General features: G+C 61.5%; 19 protein-coding genes. 12 read left to right on the top strand and 7 right to left on the bottom strand.

Features of this window, described 5'->3' with window-relative positions; all coding sequences use genetic code 11:
* Entirely contained in the window at window positions 1–915 is a 915-nt protein-coding gene (locus B9A97_RS09515; protein ID WP_084365091.1) for a polyprenyl synthetase family protein, read from the bottom strand.
* 77 nt (window positions 916–992) lie between these two features.
* Here B9A97_RS09515 and mtgA point away from each other — a divergent pair, with 77 nt between their 5' ends.
* The 4 genes from mtgA (at window position 993) to B9A97_RS09495 (ending at window position 3,423) form a co-directional block, all read left to right on the top strand.
* Window positions 993–1,787, top strand: coding sequence for a monofunctional biosynthetic peptidoglycan transglycosylase (gene mtgA / locus B9A97_RS09510; RefSeq protein WP_084365090.1), 795 nt, complete (start codon window positions 993–995; stop codon window positions 1,785–1,787).
* Window positions 1,788–1,865: 78 nt separating this feature from the next.
* Window positions 1,866–2,513, top strand: a complete 648-nt coding sequence (locus B9A97_RS09505) for a glutathione S-transferase family protein (protein ID WP_084365089.1) — start codon at window positions 1,866–1,868, stop codon at window positions 2,511–2,513.
* Window positions 2,514–2,664: 151 nt separating this feature from the next.
* Complete coding sequence (rpmF, locus tag B9A97_RS09500; RefSeq protein WP_007604390.1) at window positions 2,665–2,850, top strand: 50S ribosomal protein L32; 186 nt, start codon at window positions 2,665–2,667, stop codon at window positions 2,848–2,850.
* A 165-nt stretch (window positions 2,851–3,015) separates the two neighbouring features.
* Window positions 3,016–3,423 (top strand): hypothetical protein, encoded by a 408-nt coding sequence (locus tag B9A97_RS09495; protein ID WP_084365088.1) that lies wholly within the window; start codon window positions 3,016–3,018, stop codon window positions 3,421–3,423.
* 85 nt (window positions 3,424–3,508) lie between these two features.
* Here B9A97_RS09495 and phaR read toward each other — a convergent pair whose 3' ends face one another.
* A complete protein-coding gene (phaR, locus tag B9A97_RS09490) occupies window positions 3,509–4,084 on the bottom strand; it encodes a polyhydroxyalkanoate synthesis repressor PhaR (RefSeq protein ID WP_084365087.1) in 576 nt (191 codons plus the stop codon).
* Between the two features lie 220 nt (window positions 4,085–4,304).
* Between phaR and B9A97_RS09485 the strand changes: the two genes are divergently transcribed.
* The 7 genes from B9A97_RS09485 (at window position 4,305) to B9A97_RS09455 (ending at window position 11,418) form a co-directional block, all read left to right on the top strand.
* Window positions 4,305–5,486 carry an acetyl-CoA C-acetyltransferase gene (locus B9A97_RS09485; RefSeq protein ID WP_084365086.1) on the top strand — a complete coding sequence of 394 codons (1,182 nt, stop codon included), beginning with the start codon at window positions 4,305–4,307 and terminating at the stop codon, window positions 5,484–5,486.
* Window positions 5,487–5,585: 99 nt separating this feature from the next.
* Window positions 5,586–6,311, top strand: a complete 726-nt coding sequence (locus B9A97_RS09480) for a beta-ketoacyl-ACP reductase (protein ID WP_084365085.1) — start codon at window positions 5,586–5,588, stop codon at window positions 6,309–6,311.
* 330 nt (window positions 6,312–6,641) lie between these two features.
* Window positions 6,642–7,775 carry a PspA/IM30 family protein gene (locus B9A97_RS09475; protein ID WP_084365268.1) on the top strand — a complete coding sequence of 378 codons (1,134 nt, stop codon included), beginning with the start codon at window positions 6,642–6,644 and terminating at the stop codon, window positions 7,773–7,775.
* Between the two features lie 5 nt (window positions 7,776–7,780).
* Window positions 7,781–8,410, top strand: a complete 630-nt coding sequence (locus B9A97_RS09470) for an OB-fold-containig protein (protein WP_084365084.1) — start codon at window positions 7,781–7,783, stop codon at window positions 8,408–8,410.
* 16 nt (window positions 8,411–8,426) lie between these two features.
* On the top strand, window positions 8,427–10,094 hold the full coding sequence (locus tag B9A97_RS09465) for a flotillin family protein (RefSeq protein ID WP_084365083.1): 1,668 nt from the start codon (window positions 8,427–8,429) through the stop codon (window positions 10,092–10,094).
* Between the two features lie 327 nt (window positions 10,095–10,421).
* On the top strand, window positions 10,422–10,778 hold the full coding sequence (locus B9A97_RS09460) for a hypothetical protein (RefSeq protein ID WP_179145258.1): 357 nt from the start codon (window positions 10,422–10,424) through the stop codon (window positions 10,776–10,778).
* Window positions 10,779–10,830: 52 nt separating this feature from the next.
* Window positions 10,831–11,418 carry an IMPACT family protein gene (locus B9A97_RS09455; RefSeq protein ID WP_084365081.1) on the top strand — a complete coding sequence of 196 codons (588 nt, stop codon included), beginning with the start codon at window positions 10,831–10,833 and terminating at the stop codon, window positions 11,416–11,418.
* Between the two features lie 37 nt (window positions 11,419–11,455).
* Here B9A97_RS09455 and B9A97_RS09450 read toward each other — a convergent pair whose 3' ends face one another.
* The 5 genes from B9A97_RS09450 to B9A97_RS09430 form a co-directional block, all read right to left on the bottom strand.
* Window positions 11,456–12,199, bottom strand: a complete 744-nt coding sequence (locus tag B9A97_RS09450) for an ABC transporter permease (protein ID WP_084365080.1) — start codon at window positions 12,197–12,199, stop codon at window positions 11,456–11,458.
* The gene (locus B9A97_RS09445) at window positions 12,196–13,134 is read right to left on the bottom strand and encodes an ABC transporter ATP-binding protein (RefSeq protein WP_084365079.1); all 939 of its coding nucleotides are present in this window, start codon (window positions 13,132–13,134) and stop codon (window positions 12,196–12,198) included. Before B9A97_RS09445 ends, B9A97_RS09450 begins: the two co-directional genes overlap by 4 nt.
* Window positions 13,131–14,297 carry an ABC transporter permease gene (locus B9A97_RS09440; RefSeq protein WP_244564169.1) on the bottom strand — a complete coding sequence of 389 codons (1,167 nt, stop codon included), beginning with the start codon at window positions 14,295–14,297 and terminating at the stop codon, window positions 13,131–13,133. The genes B9A97_RS09445 and B9A97_RS09440 overlap by 4 nt, the downstream gene beginning before the upstream one ends.
* A gap of 70 nt (window positions 14,298–14,367) precedes the next feature.
* Window positions 14,368–15,279 carry a glycine betaine ABC transporter substrate-binding protein OsmF gene (locus B9A97_RS09435; protein ID WP_143530389.1) on the bottom strand — a complete coding sequence of 304 codons (912 nt, stop codon included), beginning with the start codon at window positions 15,277–15,279 and terminating at the stop codon, window positions 14,368–14,370.
* Between the two features lie 208 nt (window positions 15,280–15,487).
* Entirely contained in the window at window positions 15,488–15,946 is a 459-nt protein-coding gene (locus B9A97_RS09430) for an RrF2 family transcriptional regulator (protein ID WP_084365077.1), read from the bottom strand.
* Window positions 15,947–16,323: 377 nt separating this feature from the next.
* Between B9A97_RS09430 and B9A97_RS09425 the strand changes: the two genes are divergently transcribed.
* Window positions 16,324–17,349 (top strand): sulfate ABC transporter substrate-binding protein, encoded by a 1,026-nt coding sequence (locus B9A97_RS09425; RefSeq protein ID WP_084365076.1) that lies wholly within the window; start codon window positions 16,324–16,326, stop codon window positions 17,347–17,349.
* The last annotated feature ends 10 nt before the right edge of the window (window positions 17,350–17,359 follow it).

Below are 17,359 nucleotides of genomic sequence, written 5' to 3'. Positions count from 1 at the left end.
TCAACTCTTCCTGTTGGCAACGAAGGCGGCTGTCTCAAGCAGGACAGCGGCTTTTTCTCCGTGGGGCGCAAGAATTGCACCCGCCTCCGAAACGAGCCGCGTCAGCTCCGCCTCGGCCCAGGCCTGTCCCTTAAGCCCCACCAGCGTGCCCTTGCCACGGGCGGCATCCTTGCCGGCGGCCTTGCCGAGGGTTGCAGCATCGCTGGTCAGGTCCAGCAGATCATCCGCCAATTGAAACGCACGCCCGATCAGCGCCCCAAACTGCCGCAGCCGGCCCCGCTCCTCTGCAGATGCCCCGCCGATGACGGCGCCGGCCTCGCAGGCATAGCGGATTAGGGCACCCGTCTTCATCGATTGCAGCGTGATGATGCCGGCTTCATCCGGTGTCTGCTTTTCCGCAGCAAGATCAAGCGCCTGGCCGCCGGCCATGCCGCCTACCCCGGCAGCGCGCGCCAGTTCCAGCGTCAGCGCCACCTTGGCGTGATCCGGCAGTTCGGTCTCCGCTGCGGCAATGATATCGAAGGCATAGGTGAGAAGACTATCACCGGCGAGGATGGCGGTCGCTTCATCGAAGGCGATATGCACCGTCGGCTTGCCGCGCCGCAGATCATCGTCGTCCATGGCCGGCAGGTCGTCATGCACGAGCGAATAGCAATGCAGGCATTCCAGGGCGGCCCCCACCCTGAGCGCTGCCTTTTCATTGCCGCCAAACAGAGCCGCAGTTTCCACCACCAGGAACGGCCTCAGCCGCTTGCCGCCATCAAGCGCAGCATGGCGCATGGCAGACAGAAGCGGCACGGGACGGGCGATCTCTCCCGCGCGCGGGCTATCGGAGAGCAGGTCCGTCAGGAGAGCCTCCAAATCGGCGGCTACCTGTCGGAGACGAAGGTCGAAATCAGGGGTCGTGACAGTCATGCACGCTGTGTGGCACGGGCCGAACCGGGTGGCAACGGGGCAATCCCACGAAATTGGCGTTGCGACAGCCTCTGGCCATGGCCGGCAACCGGCGCTATGAAAGCCTCAAGACCAACCAGGGACGGGGCAGCGTGTCGATCGACGAGGAGCAGCAGCAGGACGAAAGCGAGGAGGCGACGCCCCCTGCCGAGAAGAAGCGGCGCTGGCCCTTGATCCGGCGGATCGTTCTGCTGATCCTGGCATTTCTGCTGCTGCCCTATGTGCTTATTCTTCTCTATGCGCCGCCGGTGCTCCGGCCCGTCTCGACGCTGATGCTGGCCGATCTCGTTACCGGTGGCTATGACCGGCAATGGGTGGCCTTCGACGACATCTCCAAGAATGTCGTGATCGCGGTGATGATGTCCGAGGACGGTCAGTTCTGCGCCCATGGCGGGGTCGATTGGGAACAGATGAAGGGTGTGGTGGACGACGCGCTTGCGGGCGAGGCCACCCGCGGCGCCAGCACTATCCCCATGCAGACCGCCAAGAACCTGTTTTTGTGGAATGGCCGGTCCTTCATTCGCAAAGGCCTGGAGTTGCCATTGGCAATCGCCGCCGATTTCGTCTGGTCAAAGCAGCGGATGATGGAGATCTATCTCAACATCGCCGAATGGGGCCCCGGCATCTACGGCATCGAAGCGGCCGCCCGCCATCATTTCAAGGTGCCCGCATCGAAGCTGACGCCGCGCCAGTCCGCCTTGCTCGCCGTCTCCCTGCCCAATCCCATCACGCGGGTTGCCAGCAAGCCCGGTCGTGGCCTCAATCGTCTGGCTGCCGTCGTGGAGCGCCGCGCCCGTGGTGCCGGCGATTACATCACATGTCTTTATGACTGAGGTTCGCAAAATTCGTTGGTGCGGACTGACGCCTTCTCGTAAATCTTCGAACCATCACTTGTACGGAGCGGGCCAGACATGAGCGATCTTACCCTTTACATCGGCAACAAGAACTATTCGTCCTGGTCCATGCGACCCTGGATCGCGCTGACCGCCTGCGGCATCGCCTTCAACGAGAAGCTCATTCCCTTCGATGACACCGGCGGCAATCCGCTGTTCCGGGAGTTTTCGCCGACGGGCCGCGTTCCCCTGCTGCAGCACGGCGAGTTCCGGGTCTGGGAATCCCTTGCGATCATCGAATATGCGGCCGAGCTTTTCCCTGACGCCGGGATCTGGCCTGCTGACAGGGAAAGCCGATCCCTGGCGCGCTCCATCTCCATGGAAATGCTGTCGGGCTTTCGTGCCTTGCGCGGCGCCTGCCCGATGAACATCCGCCGGCACCGGCGCTCCATCGCGCTCCCCGAGGGTGTCATGGACGATGTTGCGCGCATCTCCACGATCTGGCGGGAGATGCGGCAGCGTTCTGGCGGCCCGTTCCTGTTCGGCGCTTTCTCCGGCGCAGACGCCATGTTTGCGCCTGTGGTCAACCGCTTCGACACCTACGAACTGACGGACGACCCGGAAACGCTGGACTATATGGCAGCGATGAAGACCGACCCCGCCTGGATCAAATGGCGCGACGCGGCGCTTGCCGAAACCTGGATCGTCGCTGCCGATGAGGCCTGACACGGCCCCCATGTCAAAAAAACGTAATGGGGACTGGTCAAACCCCTGACGGACATGTATAAGCGCGCCAAATTCCGAGATCGAGACATGTACGGACCGGCCTCTCAGGTGGCCGACGTGCAGGTTTTGCCCGTCATGTGGAGTAGTTGAAATGGCTGTACCGAAAAGAAAAACAAGCCCGTCCAAGCGCGGTATGCGCCGCTCGGCTGACGGTCTCAAGGCTCCGACCTATGTCGAAGACAAGAACTCCGGCGAACTGCGCCGTCCGCACCATATCGATCTGAAGACCGGTATGTATCGCGGCCGTCAGGTTCTGACCCCGAAGGAAAGCGCATAAGCGTTTTTCTGCATTATCCCTGAAAAAGCCCGGTTCGCCGGGCTTTTTCTTTTTTGCTGGTCATTTTGTCGCCGCGCAACATGCGTTAATGGCAATGACGGTCGGTTGATCGACCACACTGATGGGAAGCGTCATCGGCGCTTCCGGACCTAGCCGGAGACAGTCATGCTTGCTGCCATACCGCTGATGATCATTCCCTTCGTCCTCTATAACCTCGCCATGCTGGGGCTATTTGGCCAGGGCGGCATTCCGGCCCTTGATGGCGAAATCTTCGCTTTGTCCATGCTGTCAGGGGCGCGCTGGACCCTGTCGCTGGGCGACCTCTTCATTCTCATCAGCCTGCTGCTGCTGTTCTTCGAAATCATCAAGTCGGCCTGGCGCGGCAATAGCGCGCTGATCAATCACATGCTGTCCATGCTGGTCTTCATCGCCTTCCTGGTCGAGTTCCTGCTGGTGCGCGATGCTGCGACCCACATCTTCTTCATCCTGATGGTGGTGGCGTTCATCGATGTGATCAGCGGCTTTACCATCTCGATCAAGGCGGCGAACCGCGACGTCTCCATCGGGCTCTGATCCGCCACGACGAAAAATGCCGCCTTCAGGGGCGGCATCTGGTCAGGTCAGGAATAAAAACGGGCACACTGGCCCGAGGACGAGCTCAGAGATTGTCGAGCTTGTTCTGCAGCGTCCGCAGCTGCTCTTTCAGCTCCTCGATGTCCTTGGCCTCGGCCTTGCGAGGCTCCTTCGGAGCCTGCTGGCCCATGAAGGGCGAGAACATCTGCATGGCCTGGTGGAACATCTCGGTGTTGCGCTTCACCTGCTCTTCCATCAACTGGATCGGCGCCTGCAGGTTCTTGGTCAGCGGCGTCTCGCCAAAGGCGCGTGTCATCTGCTCGCGCATCTGAACCTGCTGCTCGGTGAAGGCCTTCATGGAGTGCTCGAGGAAACTCGGCACCACCATCTGCATCTGGTCGCCGTAATATCCGATGAGCTGGCGCAGGAAGGAAATCGGCAGCAGCGTGTTGCCGGTCTTAGACTCCTGCTCGAAGATGATCTGCGTCAGGACGGAATGGGTGATATCTTCTCCGGACTTGGCATCCTGGACGGTGAATTCCTCTCCCTTCTTCACCATCTTGGCCAGGTCCTCCAGCGTCACATAGGTGCTGGTCCCGGTATTGTAGAGGCGGCGATTGGCATATTTCTTTATCACGATTTCGCCATCGGCTTTTGCCATGATTGTCTCCTGACCCCGTCATATCGTTGTTTTTGCTCTTCCCATCAGGAGTGTAATCGCAAAGGAAGGGCGGTGACAATCTCTTTGTGCGATGCGGCACCCTGCGATGCTGCGACCTTTGTCGCGCAACCAAGGAACGAGAGATAGCAGCGTCTTCGTGTTTGACTCCAGCGCCAAGCTTTGCCAGATTCGCTGCAAAGCAAAACACGAGGAGACATCCATGAGCAGTTCGTCCATCGTCATCGCCAGTGCAGCGCGCACACCCGTCGGCTCCTTCAATGGGGCTTTTGCCAACCTGCCGGCGCATGAACTGGGCGCAGTCGCAATCAAGGCTGTGCTGGAGCGGGCCGGCGTGGATGCCAAGGAAGTCGATGAAGTGATTCTCGGCCAGATCCTGACCGCTGGCCAGGGCCAGAACCCTGCCCGCCAGGCCGCCATGAAGGCCGGCATTCCGCAGGAAGCAACCGCCTGGGGCCTCAACCAGCTCTGCGGTTCCGGCCTTCGTGCGGTCGCCCTCGGCATGCAGCAGATCGCAACCGGCGATGCCACCATCATCGTCGCCGGCGGACAGGAATCCATGTCCATGGCGCCCCATGCCGCCCACCTGCGTTCGGGAACCAAGATGGGCGACATGAAGATGGTCGACACCATGATCAAGGATGGTCTCACCGACGCATTCTACGGTTATCACATGGGCACGACGGCAGAAAACGTCGCGCGTCAGTGGCAGCTCTCTCGCGACGACCAGGACGCCTTCGCGCTCGCCTCGCAGAACAAGGCCGAAGCTGCCCAGAAGGAAGGCCGCTTCAAGGACGAGATCGTCTCCGTCGTGGTGCCGGGCCGCAAGGGCGACGTGATCGTCGAACAGGACGAATACATTCGTCTGGGCGCCACGCTCGAATCCATGACAAAGCTCAAGCCGGCCTTCGACAAGGAAGGCACGGTTACCGCCGGCAACGCGTCGGGCATCAATGACGGCGCTGCTGCAGCGCTTCTGATGACCGAGGCGGAAGCCGTTCGCCGTGGCATCCGGCCGCTCGCCCGCATTGCCTCCTGGGCAACCGCCGGCGTCGATCCGCAGATCATGGGCACCGGCCCCATCCCGGCGTCCCGCAAGGCGCTGCAGAAGGCCGGCTGGTCGGTCAACGATCTGGAACTGGTCGAGGCCAACGAGGCCTTCGCTGCCCAGGCCTGCGCCGTCAACAAGGATCTCGGCTGGGATACCTCGATCGTCAATGTCAATGGCGGTGCGATTGCCATCGGCCATCCGGTCGGCGCATCGGGCGCACGCATCCTCAACACGCTGCTGTTCGAAATGCGGCGTCGTGGCGCCAAGAAGGGTCTGGCAACCCTCTGCATCGGCGGCGGCATGGGCGTCGCCATGTGCCTGGAAGCCATGTGATCGACCAATGCCCCGCTCAACTCCGTTGCGCGGGGCTTTTCGCTTTAGGGCTTCAACAGAAAAGCCCCATCACATTCCATAACCCAAGGGGAGAACAGTATGAGCAGGGTGGCATTGGTGACCGGGGGAACCCGTGGGATTGGGGCAGCGATCAGCACGGCGCTGAAAGCAGCAGGCTACAAAGTAGCCGCCAACTATGCCGGCAATGACGAGAAGGCAAAGGCCTTCGAGGCCGAAACCGGCATTCCGGTCTTCAAATGGGATGTGTCGAACTACCAGTCCTGCGCTGAAGGCATTGCCAAGGTGGAGGCCGCGCTCGGACCGATCGAGGTTCTCGTCAACAATGCCGGCATCACCCGCGATGGCATGTTCCACAAGATGACGCCGGAGCAGTGGAACGAGGTGATCAACACCAATCTGAATGGCGTCTTCAACATGACCCATCCGATCTGGAACGGCATGCGCGAGCGCAATTTCGGTCGGGTCATCAACATCTCCTCGATCAATGGCCAGAAGGGCCAGATGGGCCAGGCGAACTATTCCGCCGCCAAGGCCGGCGACCTCGGCTTCACCAAGGCGCTTGCTCAGGAAGGCGCAGCCAAGGGCATCACCGTCAACGCCATTTGCCCCGGCTATATCGGCACGGAAATGGTCCGCGCCATCCCGGAAAATGTTTTGAAGGATCGTATCCTGCCGCAGATCCCGGTTGGCCGCTTGGGCGAGCCGGAAGAAGTGGCCCGCTGCGTGGTGTTCCTCGCCTCCGACGATGCCGGCTTCATCACCGGCTCGACCATCTCCGCCAATGGTGGCCAGTTCTTCGTCTGACCGCTACCGGTTCGACAATCGTTAAGATCCGCAGACAGAGAGGCCGCCAACCAAGGCGGCTTCTTCTGTTTCCTATGGTTAACAATTTGTTTTTATACCAGATACTGCCGTGAACAAAGGCGGAAGATGTCGTCGATAGCGATTCGTCGCTGCTTTGTTCAGCCTTTGATCGAGACGTTAACACGCGCCCGTTCCAACATCCGAAAAGACGGGCTGGTGCCCGGATGTGGATGCAAAGCAGTATCGTCTCCCGCAGCGCATTCATCGTAAAATTGAAAAATCACCATGTTGCATCTTGAAAAGCACGAAAGTGGTGCTTTAATTTATTCCATGGCTCAGACGACGCACACATCGATATTGCGGTATCAACTCGCGCCGGACCTGGAGGCGCGGCAGGCTTTGGAGGAAACCTTTGCCGCCTATGCCGACATGATTTCGATCCTGGAGGAGCTGACGGGAGACAAAGGCGGCGCAAATCTCGTGGCGCTTCACGATATCGCCTATGAAACAGTGCGGGAGCGCACCGGCCTGCCCGCGCGCCTGGTAACGCTGGGGCTGAGGGATTTTGCCGCCAATCGCGGCCGCAAGGTCGCGCCGGACCGCCTGCCGCTGGACGACAAACTGTTTGCCATAAAGGGCCCGACGGACCTGACGATCGCCACCCTTCGCGGTCGCGTCGCCATTCCCTATGACGTTGCCGGCTACAGCAAGGGTACGCTCAACATATTCTCCGCCCAACTGGTTGCCAGCAACGGCGGATATCAGATCCATATCGGCGTCAATCCGCATGCCGAACGCACGGAGGAGAGCATGATGATGAACGAAGGCATATTGTCCCGCATGGGCCGCCTGATCGCTGGCCTCGCCAATGCTGCCGTCGACAAGGCGGAAGGAAGCAACAAGATTGCGGTTGTCGAACAGGCGCTGCGCGAAATCGATACCGCCGCCGATGAGGCGCGCGCCGACATCGGCAAGGCCAAGGCGGAGGAATACCGCATTCTCAGTCGACGTGACGAGATCTCGGCCGATCTCGCCGCCCTTGATGACAAGATCCGCATGGCTGTCTCGGCGGGTCGGGATGATCTTGCAAAGGCCGGCGTGGCCCGCCAGATCGATCTGGAATCGCAACTTGCAGCGCTCGACAAGGCGCTGGCCGATGCCCGGCTGCACCTCGAAGAAGGCCAGCAGGCCTTGCAGGCAGTGCTGGCCACCCGGCGCGAGGCAGACGCGCGTTTGGCGGATCTCAAGCGCAGCATGATCCAGTTTCCCGACCAGCCGGGTTCGCCGGGTGCGCGTGCCAATCCCGTTGATGGCGCCGCCCGTGCGGCGGCGGCAGTGTCCAGGGTCACGGGCGTTCCCTCCGGTGACAGGGCTGCAAATGGGGAACTCGATGAGCTTGACCGCCTGCATCGTGAACAGGCGATCGAGGCCCGTCTCGCCAAGTTCAAGAATCAGCAGAACTGATCGCCATGCAGCTGTTCCTCGCCCCGGAATGCCTGCCCTTCGCCATAGCCTCCGTCATGCTGATCGTGCTGACGGCCATCGAGATGCTCTGCCTTCTGCTCGGCTTCTCCTTGAGCGAGACGATCGACAAGGCTTGGGCCGGTGATCACGGCGGCATGGCCGGGCTGATGTCCTGGCTCAATATCGGTGGCGTACCGCTATTGGTGCTGCTGATGCTTGGGCTTGGCCTCTTCGCCATATCAGGTTTTGTCATCCAGGCGGTCGCCGCGTCGCTGTGGTCACCGCTGCCTGCGGCGGTCGCCGCGATCCCGGCTGCCGTTCTGACCGTGCCCACGATGCGCATGTCGAGCCGGTGGGTGGCACGGATCGTCCCGCGCGACGAGAGCTATGCCGTCGAGACGACGGAATTTATCGGTCGCAGTGGTGAGGTCACCGTTGGTCCCCTTGATCAGGGGCTTCCCGGACGGGTGAGGCTCAAGGACCAGCATGGCAACTGGCATATTCTGCGTGCCCGTGCCGCCCGCAACGAGGCTCCGATCCCCATCGGCGCCCAGGTGCTTCTCGTCGATCATGTTTCCAACGTCTTCATTGCCATATCAGCGCCGTCGGATCTGCTGACGCCGCCCAATCCATAACGCCAGGGAGCAACCCATGATATATGATCTTCTCTTGCCCGCCGGCATCGGCGTGGTGCTGATACTTGGCATCGGCTTTGTTCTTGCCTCGCTTTATACCCGCTCCAGCCGCGACGAAGCCTATGTCCGAACCGGCCTCGGCGGCCAGAAGGTGGTGCTGGACGGTGGCTCGCTCGTGCTGCCGATCTTTCACTCCATCGCCCGCGTCAATCTCAAGACGCTCAGGCTTGAAGTTCGCCGCGGCGAGGGCGATGCGCTGATCACCAAGGATCGCATGCGTGTCGATATCGGCGCTGAATTTTATGTCCGGGTGAAGCCCGACGCCTCTTCCATTGCCCTGGCCGCCCAGACGCTGGGCGATCGCACCAATGATGCCGAACAGCTGCGCATGCTGATCGAGGCCAAATTCGTGGACGGCTTGCGCTCCGTCGCCGCGACGATGAATCTCGATGCCCTGCAGGAGCAGCGCATGGATTTCGTCAAGGCGGTGCAGGAAGCTGTTGGTGCCGATCTCCAGTCCAACGGTCTGGAGCTGGAATCCGTCTCGCTCACCCGCCTCGACCAGACTGACATCAAGCACTTCAACGCCAACAATTTCTTCGATGCCCAGGGCTTGGCGACGCTGACCCGTATTACGGAAGCTCGCAAGAAGGAGCGCAACGAGATCGTCCGCGATACGGAAGTTGCCATTGCGCAGAAAGACCTTGAGGCCCGGCAGCAGTCGCTTTCGATCGAGCGCACCAAGCGTGAGGCGGAACTGAACCAGGAACGCGATATCGCCAACAAATCGGCCGCCACCCGCGCCGAAACTGCCCAGCAGGAGCAAGCCGCCAAGCGGGCGGAGGAGGAGGCCCGTATCGCCGCCGAACAGGCAATCGCCGAGCGCGAAGCGGCAGCCAAGCAGGCCCGCGAAAGCGCCAATATCGATGCGTCGCGCGCCGTGCAGCAACGCGACACGGAAGCCAAGCGAGACCTGCAGATCGTCTCCCAGGAAAGCGCGATCGCGGTGGCCAACAAGAGCCGCGAGGAATCGGAAGCCAAGGCCCAGGCCGAAAACGCCCGCGCCCTGGCCATCGCAGCGGAAGAAAAGGTAGGCACCGCCAAGGCCGTTGAAATAGCGGAACGCGACCGCCAGATCGCCGTGATCGATGCACGCAAGAAGGCCGAAACCGAGGCGACTGCGGTGACCGTGGGTGCGGAAGCGGAAAAGCAGGCCGCACTCGACCAGGCAGATGCGATCAAGACCCTGGCGACAGCCGAGGCGGAGGCGGCCATCATCAAGGCCAAGGGCGTGCTGGAAACCGGCAAGGCAGCAGCCGAGAGCGAGGCCCTGCTCAACGAAGCGCGCAACAAGCTGAGCCCTGCCATCATCGAGTTCGAAATCCTGCGCGAGCGCATCCGCATCATCCCGCAGGCGCTGGCCGAGGCAGTCAAGCCGATCGAGAAGATTTCCGACATCCGCATCTTCGATACCGGCGGCATGCTCGGTCGGGGCGGCGGAGATGGCTCGGGCGGTGGCATCGGCATGGGTGAAGGCCTGGCCGGCCAGTTGCTTGCCTATCAGGCCAACAAGCCGATCCTCGACCAGCTGCTCAAGGAAGCAGGCTTCGAGGGGGACAATGCGGTTTCCTCTCTGCTCGCCAATCTGCAGCAGGGTCCTCAACCCAAGCCCAAGGCGGATTAATTAATTGATGTCCCGGCGCTAGAGCCTTTCAGGGTTAACTAGGAGCGTTCTGCCGGAGCAGGTTTTCGTCAGGGCAGAGGCGATTGGCGACGGGCATACCCAGGGTACGTCCGAGCCGATCGCCTCTGACCCTGGCGGAAAGATGCCCGGCCCTTCGGGCTGGCTGAAACGGGCCGCCTGGTCGACCGACCGACTCCGTTTGAGCCAGCAGAACGCTTCTATTTAACCCTGAAAGGCTCTAAACAGCCGGGACGTTTCTCGATGCGACATCCATTGCGCTGGCAAATAGATTGCCGAGAAAAACCGGCAGACAACAACGAGGTGGCGGTGAGCGAGACCGGAAAGAAGACCCCGCTGCAGAAGCTGCGCAAAGCCTGGAAACGGGCCGATGCGTCAGAACGGGCGGAGTTTCTTGAATGGCTGACCGAAAGCGGCGCCATCGACAGCACCAACGCCTCTTTTGTCCCGGTCTCATCGGGTCGCTACCTGCGTCCCGATGCCGTCAGGCGGATCCGCGAGGTCATGGTCGCACGCCGCTTGAACCCGGGTGATGTCATGGGTGAACTCGGTTTCGACCCCGAGGATCCGTCATTGCACCGCGCCATGACCCGCAGCTACGGCTTGCGACTTGTGATCATCGAAGCCCTGGAAAAGTGGCTGGCCACCCATTCCGGGGATCGATAAGGTCTCCGCTCCAGGTCAATTTTGCCGCCTCCGCGCTTCTCCAGCAGGCTCCATGTTCACCCTTTCCGCTCCTTGCACATTCGCCCAGGACATCAAGCGCAGCCAATTCATCGCTCACGCCGGGCCGATAGTAGACGAACAATCGGCGCGGGATTTCATTGCCCTGCACAGTTCGCCCGACGCCAATCACAACTGCTGGGCATGGCGTGACGGGCAGGCGTATCGCTTCAGCGACGATGGCGAACCGAGCGGCACGGCTGGCAAACCGATCCTCCAAGCGATAGACGGCCAGGATCTGGACAAGGTCGTGGTGGTCGTAACCCGCCACTTTGGCGGCATCCTTTTGGGAAGTGGCGGACTGATGCGGGCCTATGGCGGCACCGCCGCGCAATGTCTTCAATCCGGCACAAAAGTCCGGATCATCCCGACGGAAACGGTATTCCTGCAGCTACAGTTTTCCGACCTCGCCCTGGTGAAATCCAGGCTGCTCGCCACGCCCGACGTCGACATCGCCAACGAGCGTTTCACCGCGACAGGTGCTGTTCTGGAGGTCCGGCTGCCGCTTGAGGGGTCAAGGGACATTCGTCGCCTTGTGACCGACATGACCAGTGGTCGGGCGATGATCGAGGAGACGCCCTAACGCTGCGGCAGCGAATAGCCTGGGCAGGCCTGCTTTTCTATGCACGCCCCACGCGCCGCGCCGCCATCCGTTCGACGGCCGACAGGCCGTCATAGATCAGGATCGCCAAGACGCCGACGATCACCCCCCCCTGCAACACAAAGGCAAGGTTGTTCGATTGCAGGCCGGCAATGATCACCTCGCCCAGCGTCTTGGCCGCCACGGTTGAACCGATCGTCGCCGTGGCAAGGCCGATGACCAGGGAGAGGCGAATACCGGCCAGGATCACCGGCATCGCAAGCGGCAATTCCACTCGAAACAGCCGCTGGCTTGCCGTCATTCCTGTGCCGCGCGCCGCCTCCAGCACGGCGGGCGGGAGCGTCGTCAGCCCCGTCAGCGTATTCTCGAAGATCGGCAAGAGCCCATAGAGAAACAGGGCAACCAGCGTCGGCTTTTCTCCAAAGCCCAGGATCGGAACGGCAAGCGCCAGAACGGCAACAGGCGGAAAGGTCTGGCCGATATTCACCAGGGTTCGCGACAAAGGCAGGAATTCCGCGCCAAACGGCCGTGTCACAACAATCGCCATGGAGACTGCGACCACGATTGCGCCCGCGGTCGCGATGGCCACGGTCCGCAGATGCAGGAGCGTCAGGCTGAGCAGGCTTCCCTGGGCGTAGATAGCAGGCGCATTTGCCTGGACCAGCGGCCGAAAAACCGGCTCGAACCAGCCGGGGAAAGCGAGGAAGGCAAGAAGCAGTGCGAGCAAAGACCCGCGCAAGATCAGCGGTATCCAGCCCTTCATGGTGATCCCGCCGCGCGTCTGGACAGCCCTTCCAGCGTCACCCTGCCGATCACGCTGCCATCCGCCCCTACCACCGGCAAGGCGGTGCGACCGCTCCAGAGCAGTTGTGCCAATGCTTCCCGCTGGCTGATGCTATCGGGCAAGGGTTGACCCTCAGCCGTACCGGGCTCGACCGCCTGCCGGACTGTTTCGATTGACAGCAGCCGGAACGGACGCTCGCTTTCGCCGATCAGCGTCTGCACAAATTCCGTGGCGGGCTGGTTCACCAGCTCTGCCGGCGCGCCATATTGCACCAGTGCCCCTTTATCCATGACGGCGATGCGATGGGCCAGATGGAAGGCCTCGTCCATGTCGTGGGTGACGAGGACGATCGTGGTGCCGAGCAGTTTCTGGATGGCGAGAAGATCGGCCTGGGCCTTCATGCGGATGATGGGATCGAGCGCGCCGAAGGGCTCGTCCATCAGCAGGATGTTCGGCTCGGCGGCAAGCGCGCGGGCAACGCCCACCCGCTGCTGCTGCCCACCGGACAATTCATGCGGGAAGCGCTTGGCAAAGGTGCCGGGATCGAGCTGGAACAAGGTCAGCAGTTCCTCCACCTTGGCATCGATCCGCCGCCGGTCCCAGCCAAGCAGCGTCGGGACGGTGGCAATATTCTGGGCGACCGTCCGGTGGGGGAAAAGTCCGTGCCCCTGGATCGCATATCCGATGCGCCGCCGGAGCTCGAAGCCTGGGATGGCGTCATTGGCCTCGCCGTCGATCCTGATCCGGCCTGAGCTCGGCTCCACCAGCCGGTTGATCATGCGCAGCAGCGTCGTCTTGCCCGAACCGGATGTGCCGACAATGACAGTGACGGTATGCGGCTCGATGACCATCGAGACATTGTCGACGACGGTATTGCCGTCATAGCGCTTGGTGATGGCGTCGATCTCGATCATGCTGTCCGGCCTCGCTGGCGTGCTGGAGCGTTCATTTCGATAAGGGCATCGAGAACCGTGGCGGCGGCGAAGGCCAGTATCACCGTTGGAACGGCGCCGAGAAGCGCCAGGTCCATGGCCGTCTGCCCGATGCCCTGGAAGACAAAGACACCGAAGCCCCCGCCACCGATCAGCGCTGCGATGGTGGCAAGCCCGATATTCTGCACCAGGACGATACGAATACCGGTGAGGATCACTGGCATGGCCAGCGGCAATTCGATGCCGAGAAGACGTTGGGCGCCGGTCATGCCCACGCCCAGCGCTGCCTCGTTGGTCTCGCGCGGCACCCCGGCCAGCCCCACGACCGTGTTGGCCACCACGGGAAGCAGCGAATAGAGGAACAGCGCCACGAAGGCCGGTGCGGCTCCGATGCCGCGAATGCCGAGCGCCGCAGCCCCCGGCACATGCACCGCGATCCAGCCGAGCGGGGCGATCAGGATGCCAAAAAGCGCAATGGAGGGGATGGTCTGGATCAGGTTCAGCGTGTTCAGAACACCGGCGCGCAACGGCTCCACCCGATGGCAGAGGATGCCGAGCGGCAAACCGATGAGCACGGCGGCGACAAGCGAGCCGAGCGCCAGCGACACATGCTGGCCCGCCTCCTGCCAGAACACATCGGCGCGATTGGCATATTCCTTGAGCAGAGACAGATCATCCCACCAGCCGGACATCAGGATCGCTGCAAGCCCGCCAAGCGCGCCGGCCAGCAACACGACCCGGACCGCAGGCCTTGGTCGCAGCCGTGTGATGGCGTCAGCGGCGACCAGCGCGAATGCCACCGTCAGGATCCAGAAGCCGGAGGCCGGCGAAACGCGGGCATAGCTATTGCCTTCGGGTGAGAGAAAGCGGCCGGAGATTCCAATCGAGATGGCGAGTATCGCCAAGGTCGCTGCGGCGAGGCCAAGCCGCCACCATGTCGAGGTCCGAAAAACGATCACCACGCTGGCCAAAGCCAAAAGCGCCAGCAGAACCGTGGCGGGCACCACCGGCAGCGCTTCCCAGGTCGGCCGCGGCTCACCGGCTACGATGCGGTTGGCACGGAACAGGGCAAAAGGCGCGACCAGCGCGCCATAGGCAACCAGGAGGCCAATGACCAGGCCCAGTTTGTCAATGCCAGTCCGCACCGCGATCCCCCGCGCCTCTTCTATCGAGCGATGGGCGGACTTCCAGGGATGGAAGCCCGCCGCACCAGACTTACTTCAGGAAGCCGTTCTTCTTCAAAAAGTCCTCGGCCACAGCCTTTGCCGGCTCACCGCCAACCTGCACCCGGCCGTTGAGATCCTGAAGCGTGACAAGATCCAGCTTCTCGAAGACGGGCTTCAGCAGGCTCTCGATTTCCGGATGTTCCTTCAAAACCGCCTCGCGGATGATCGGCGCGGGCTGATAGACCGGCTGCACGCCCTTGTCGTCTTCCAGCACCACAAGTCCTGACGGGGCGATCCCGCCATCCGTGCCGTAGACCATCGCGGCATTGGCACCGTTGGTCTGATTGGCCGCCGCGGCGATCGTTGCGGCCGTATCACCGCCCGACAGCGTGATCAGTTGCTCCGGTTTCAGCTGGAAACCATAGGTCGTCTGGAAGGCGGGAAGGGCAGCCGCCGAGTTGACGAATTCCGAGGAAGCCGCCAGCACGACCTGTCCGCCGCCGGCCACGTATTTGCCGAAGTCGCTAAAGGTTGCGATCTTGTTGGCCTCGGCCACGTCCTTGCGAAGCGCCACGGCCCAGGTGTTGTTGGCGGGCGATGGGGTGAGCCAGACGATCTTGTTGGCCTCATAATCCAGCTTCTTGGCTTCCTCATAAGCCTTGGCTGCATCCTTCCACAACGGGTCATCGGCCTTCTGGAAGAAGAAGGCGGCATTGCCGGTGTATTCCGGATAGATGTCGATCTCGCCCGCCGTGATCGCCTGGCGAACGACAGGCGTGGCACCCAGTTGCACGCGATCGGTGGTCTGGATGTTGTTCGCGTTCAGGATCGAGAGGATGATATTGCCGAGAACACCACCCTCGGTATCGATCTTGGACGAGACGACCACCTGGGCAGAGGCCGAGGCAGCCGAAACGATAACGGCAAAGGCGGTTCCGATGATAAATCTGTCGAGACGCACGGCTGAGTTCTCCTTGAAACGATGATCGATTTGTCCCACGGACCAGCACATCCGTCCGGGCATAAAACGCCATATATGGCGGTCGGCAAAGAAAAATAGCCCAAGCTGTTACGATGCTGCGAAGGCAGCGGCGCATGGTAGGATCAGTCGGAGACATTGCCGCGTCAGCGAAATGAAGCGTGACGGCATGCCGGAATGGGCCCGAGCGTCAGCTTGTTAGCAGCGCTTCCGCGATATCATCCCGCTCATCGTCCACCATCTGGCGCATCGCCGTCAGGGACTTGTTATCAAGCACATCGGCAATCGCCTCCCGGACTTCCAGCATCGTCAGCCGGACAACGCAGGCATTCTCATCTGGGCAATCGCGGCAGCGGTCATAGGCCGTGCGACTGGCGCAGTGAATCGGGGCAAGCGGTCCATCCAGGACCCGCATCACCTGGCCGACCATGATGGTGTCGGGAGAGCGGGCCAGACAATAGCCACCACCGCGGCCCTTGCGGGCATGCACGAAACCGCTGTGACGAAGATCGCCGAGAATGGCATCCAGGAATTTCTTGGAGATTCCATATTTCTCGGAGATCTCGATGGACTGGGCCATCCGCCCCGGAGGCAACCCGGCCAGATGGCAGAGCGCTTTCAGGCCGTATTTGCCCTTCATGGACAGCATAAAATTGAATTCCTTTGGGCGACATGCAGAGAGAGTGCTTCCCCATATAGCGGGCGCCTTCGACCAATGCCAGTCTATCCGATGTGGTGACCCGGAACGGCCTCAATCCAGTTTAAAGAGTGTACGTACTTTTGTTTTTTCGGGACGACGGGGGCGCATTTTTAGCTGTGTCGCAGCCAGAAATGGTTAATCGTCGGGGATGGTTCTTGCGTCAATGACGGTGAGCGCATCACTCCCATTGCGGCAATAGCGAGTTGCGCAACGCGGGCTTTGCGTGCGCATCCACCCAAAGTGAAACACTTTTCTTCCTGCGCCTGGGTTCGTTGACTTAGTCTACTTGAACGGTAGTCTGATCGTACCCAACGGAGGAAGCCAAGATGTCCCGATCCGCTCGACTACTCGGTATTGCCACGATCAGTCTGCTTGCCGCGTTTGCCTCTACGCCGGCAGCAATGGCCGACACCACACTCCTCAATGTTTCCTACGACCCCACGCGCGAATTCTACAAGGACTTCAACGCAGCCTTTATCAAGCACTACCAGGCCGAGGCCGGCGAAACCGTCACGATCCAGCAGTCCCATGGCGGTTCCGGCAAGCAGGCCCGTTCAGTCATCGACGGACTTGAAGCCGATGTCGTGACCTTGGCGCTTGAAAGCGACATCAACGCGATCGTCGACAATGGCGGCAAGATCAAGCCTGACTGGCGCTCACGCCTGGGCAACAACTCCTCGCCATACACCTCGACGATCGTCTTCCTGGTGCGCAAGGGCAACCCCAAGAACATCAAGAACTGGGGCGACCTGGTGAAGGACGATGTGCAGATCGTCACGCCGAACCCCAAGACCTCCGGCGGCGCCCGCTGGAACTATCTCGCAGCCTGGGCCTGGGCCAACGAAGAATTCGCTGGCGATCAGGAGAAGATCAAAGCCTACGTATCCGAATTGTACAAGCGCGCCCCGGTGCTGGATAGCGGCGCCCGCGGCTCCACCATCACCTTCGCCCAGCGACAGATTGGCGACGTCCTGCTAGCCTGGGAGAACGAGGCCTATCTGGCCGGCAAGGAATTCGGCCAGGATGCCTTCGAAATCGTCGTACCGCCGATCTCCATTCTGGCAGAGCCGCCGGTTGCCGTTGTTGATGCCAATGTCGATGCCAAGGGCACGAGGAAGGCTGCCGAGGCATATCTCGCCTATCTCTATTCCGAAGAGGGGCAGAACCTTGCAGCCAAGCATTTTTACCGCCCCGCCAAGCGCGAACTGGTGCAGCCAGACCTGTTGAAGGCCCTGCCGGATATCAAGCTGGTGACGATTGACGATCCGATTTTCGGCGGCTGGAAGAAGGCCCAGCCCGAGCATTTCGGTGACGGCGGCATCTTCGACCAGATCTACAAGCCTGCGCGCTGAGGGGGCCCGC

This window comes from Rhizobium sp. RU36D (genome assembly GCF_900176345.1).
Lineage (GTDB): Bacteria > Pseudomonadota > Alphaproteobacteria > Rhizobiales > Rhizobiaceae > Allorhizobium.
The sequence above is the reverse complement of the archived record's forward strand: the minus strand, read 5'-3'. Positions and strand labels throughout refer to the sequence as shown.

What these genes read in the sequence shown, in the direction of transcription:
- mtgA (WP_084365090.1), top strand. Translation starts at nt 993, where the DNA reads ATGGCCGGCAACCGGCGCTATGAAAGCCTCAAGACCAACCAGGGACGG.
- phaR (WP_084365087.1), bottom strand. Translation starts at nt 4,084, where the DNA reads ATGGCAAAAGCCGATGGCGAAATCGTGATAAAGAAATATGCCAATCGC.
- B9A97_RS09445 (WP_084365079.1), bottom strand. Translation starts at nt 13,134, where the DNA reads ATGATCGAGATCGACGCCATCACCAAGCGCTATGACGGCAATACCGTC.
- B9A97_RS09465 (WP_084365083.1), top strand. Translation starts at nt 8,427, where the DNA reads ATGATATATGATCTTCTCTTGCCCGCCGGCATCGGCGTGGTGCTGATA.
- B9A97_RS09495 (WP_084365088.1), top strand. Translation starts at nt 3,016, where the DNA reads ATGCTTGCTGCCATACCGCTGATGATCATTCCCTTCGTCCTCTATAAC.
- B9A97_RS09470 (WP_084365084.1), top strand. Translation starts at nt 7,781, where the DNA reads ATGCAGCTGTTCCTCGCCCCGGAATGCCTGCCCTTCGCCATAGCCTCC.
- B9A97_RS09515 (WP_084365091.1), bottom strand. Translation starts at nt 915, where the DNA reads ATGACTGTCACGACCCCTGATTTCGACCTTCGTCTCCGACAGGTAGCC.
- B9A97_RS09425 (WP_084365076.1), top strand. Translation starts at nt 16,324, where the DNA reads ATGTCCCGATCCGCTCGACTACTCGGTATTGCCACGATCAGTCTGCTT.
- B9A97_RS09430 (WP_084365077.1), bottom strand. Translation starts at nt 15,946, where the DNA reads ATGCTGTCCATGAAGGGCAAATACGGCCTGAAAGCGCTCTGCCATCTG.
- B9A97_RS09455 (WP_084365081.1), top strand. Translation starts at nt 10,831, where the DNA reads ATGTTCACCCTTTCCGCTCCTTGCACATTCGCCCAGGACATCAAGCGC.
- B9A97_RS09485 (WP_084365086.1), top strand. Translation starts at nt 4,305, where the DNA reads ATGAGCAGTTCGTCCATCGTCATCGCCAGTGCAGCGCGCACACCCGTC.
- B9A97_RS09505 (WP_084365089.1), top strand. Translation starts at nt 1,866, where the DNA reads ATGAGCGATCTTACCCTTTACATCGGCAACAAGAACTATTCGTCCTGG.
- B9A97_RS09475 (WP_084365268.1), top strand. Translation starts at nt 6,642, where the DNA reads ATGGCTCAGACGACGCACACATCGATATTGCGGTATCAACTCGCGCCG.
- B9A97_RS09480 (WP_084365085.1), top strand. Translation starts at nt 5,586, where the DNA reads ATGAGCAGGGTGGCATTGGTGACCGGGGGAACCCGTGGGATTGGGGCA.
- rpmF (WP_007604390.1), top strand. Translation starts at nt 2,665, where the DNA reads ATGGCTGTACCGAAAAGAAAAACAAGCCCGTCCAAGCGCGGTATGCGC.
- B9A97_RS09450 (WP_084365080.1), bottom strand. Translation starts at nt 12,199, where the DNA reads ATGAAGGGCTGGATACCGCTGATCTTGCGCGGGTCTTTGCTCGCACTG.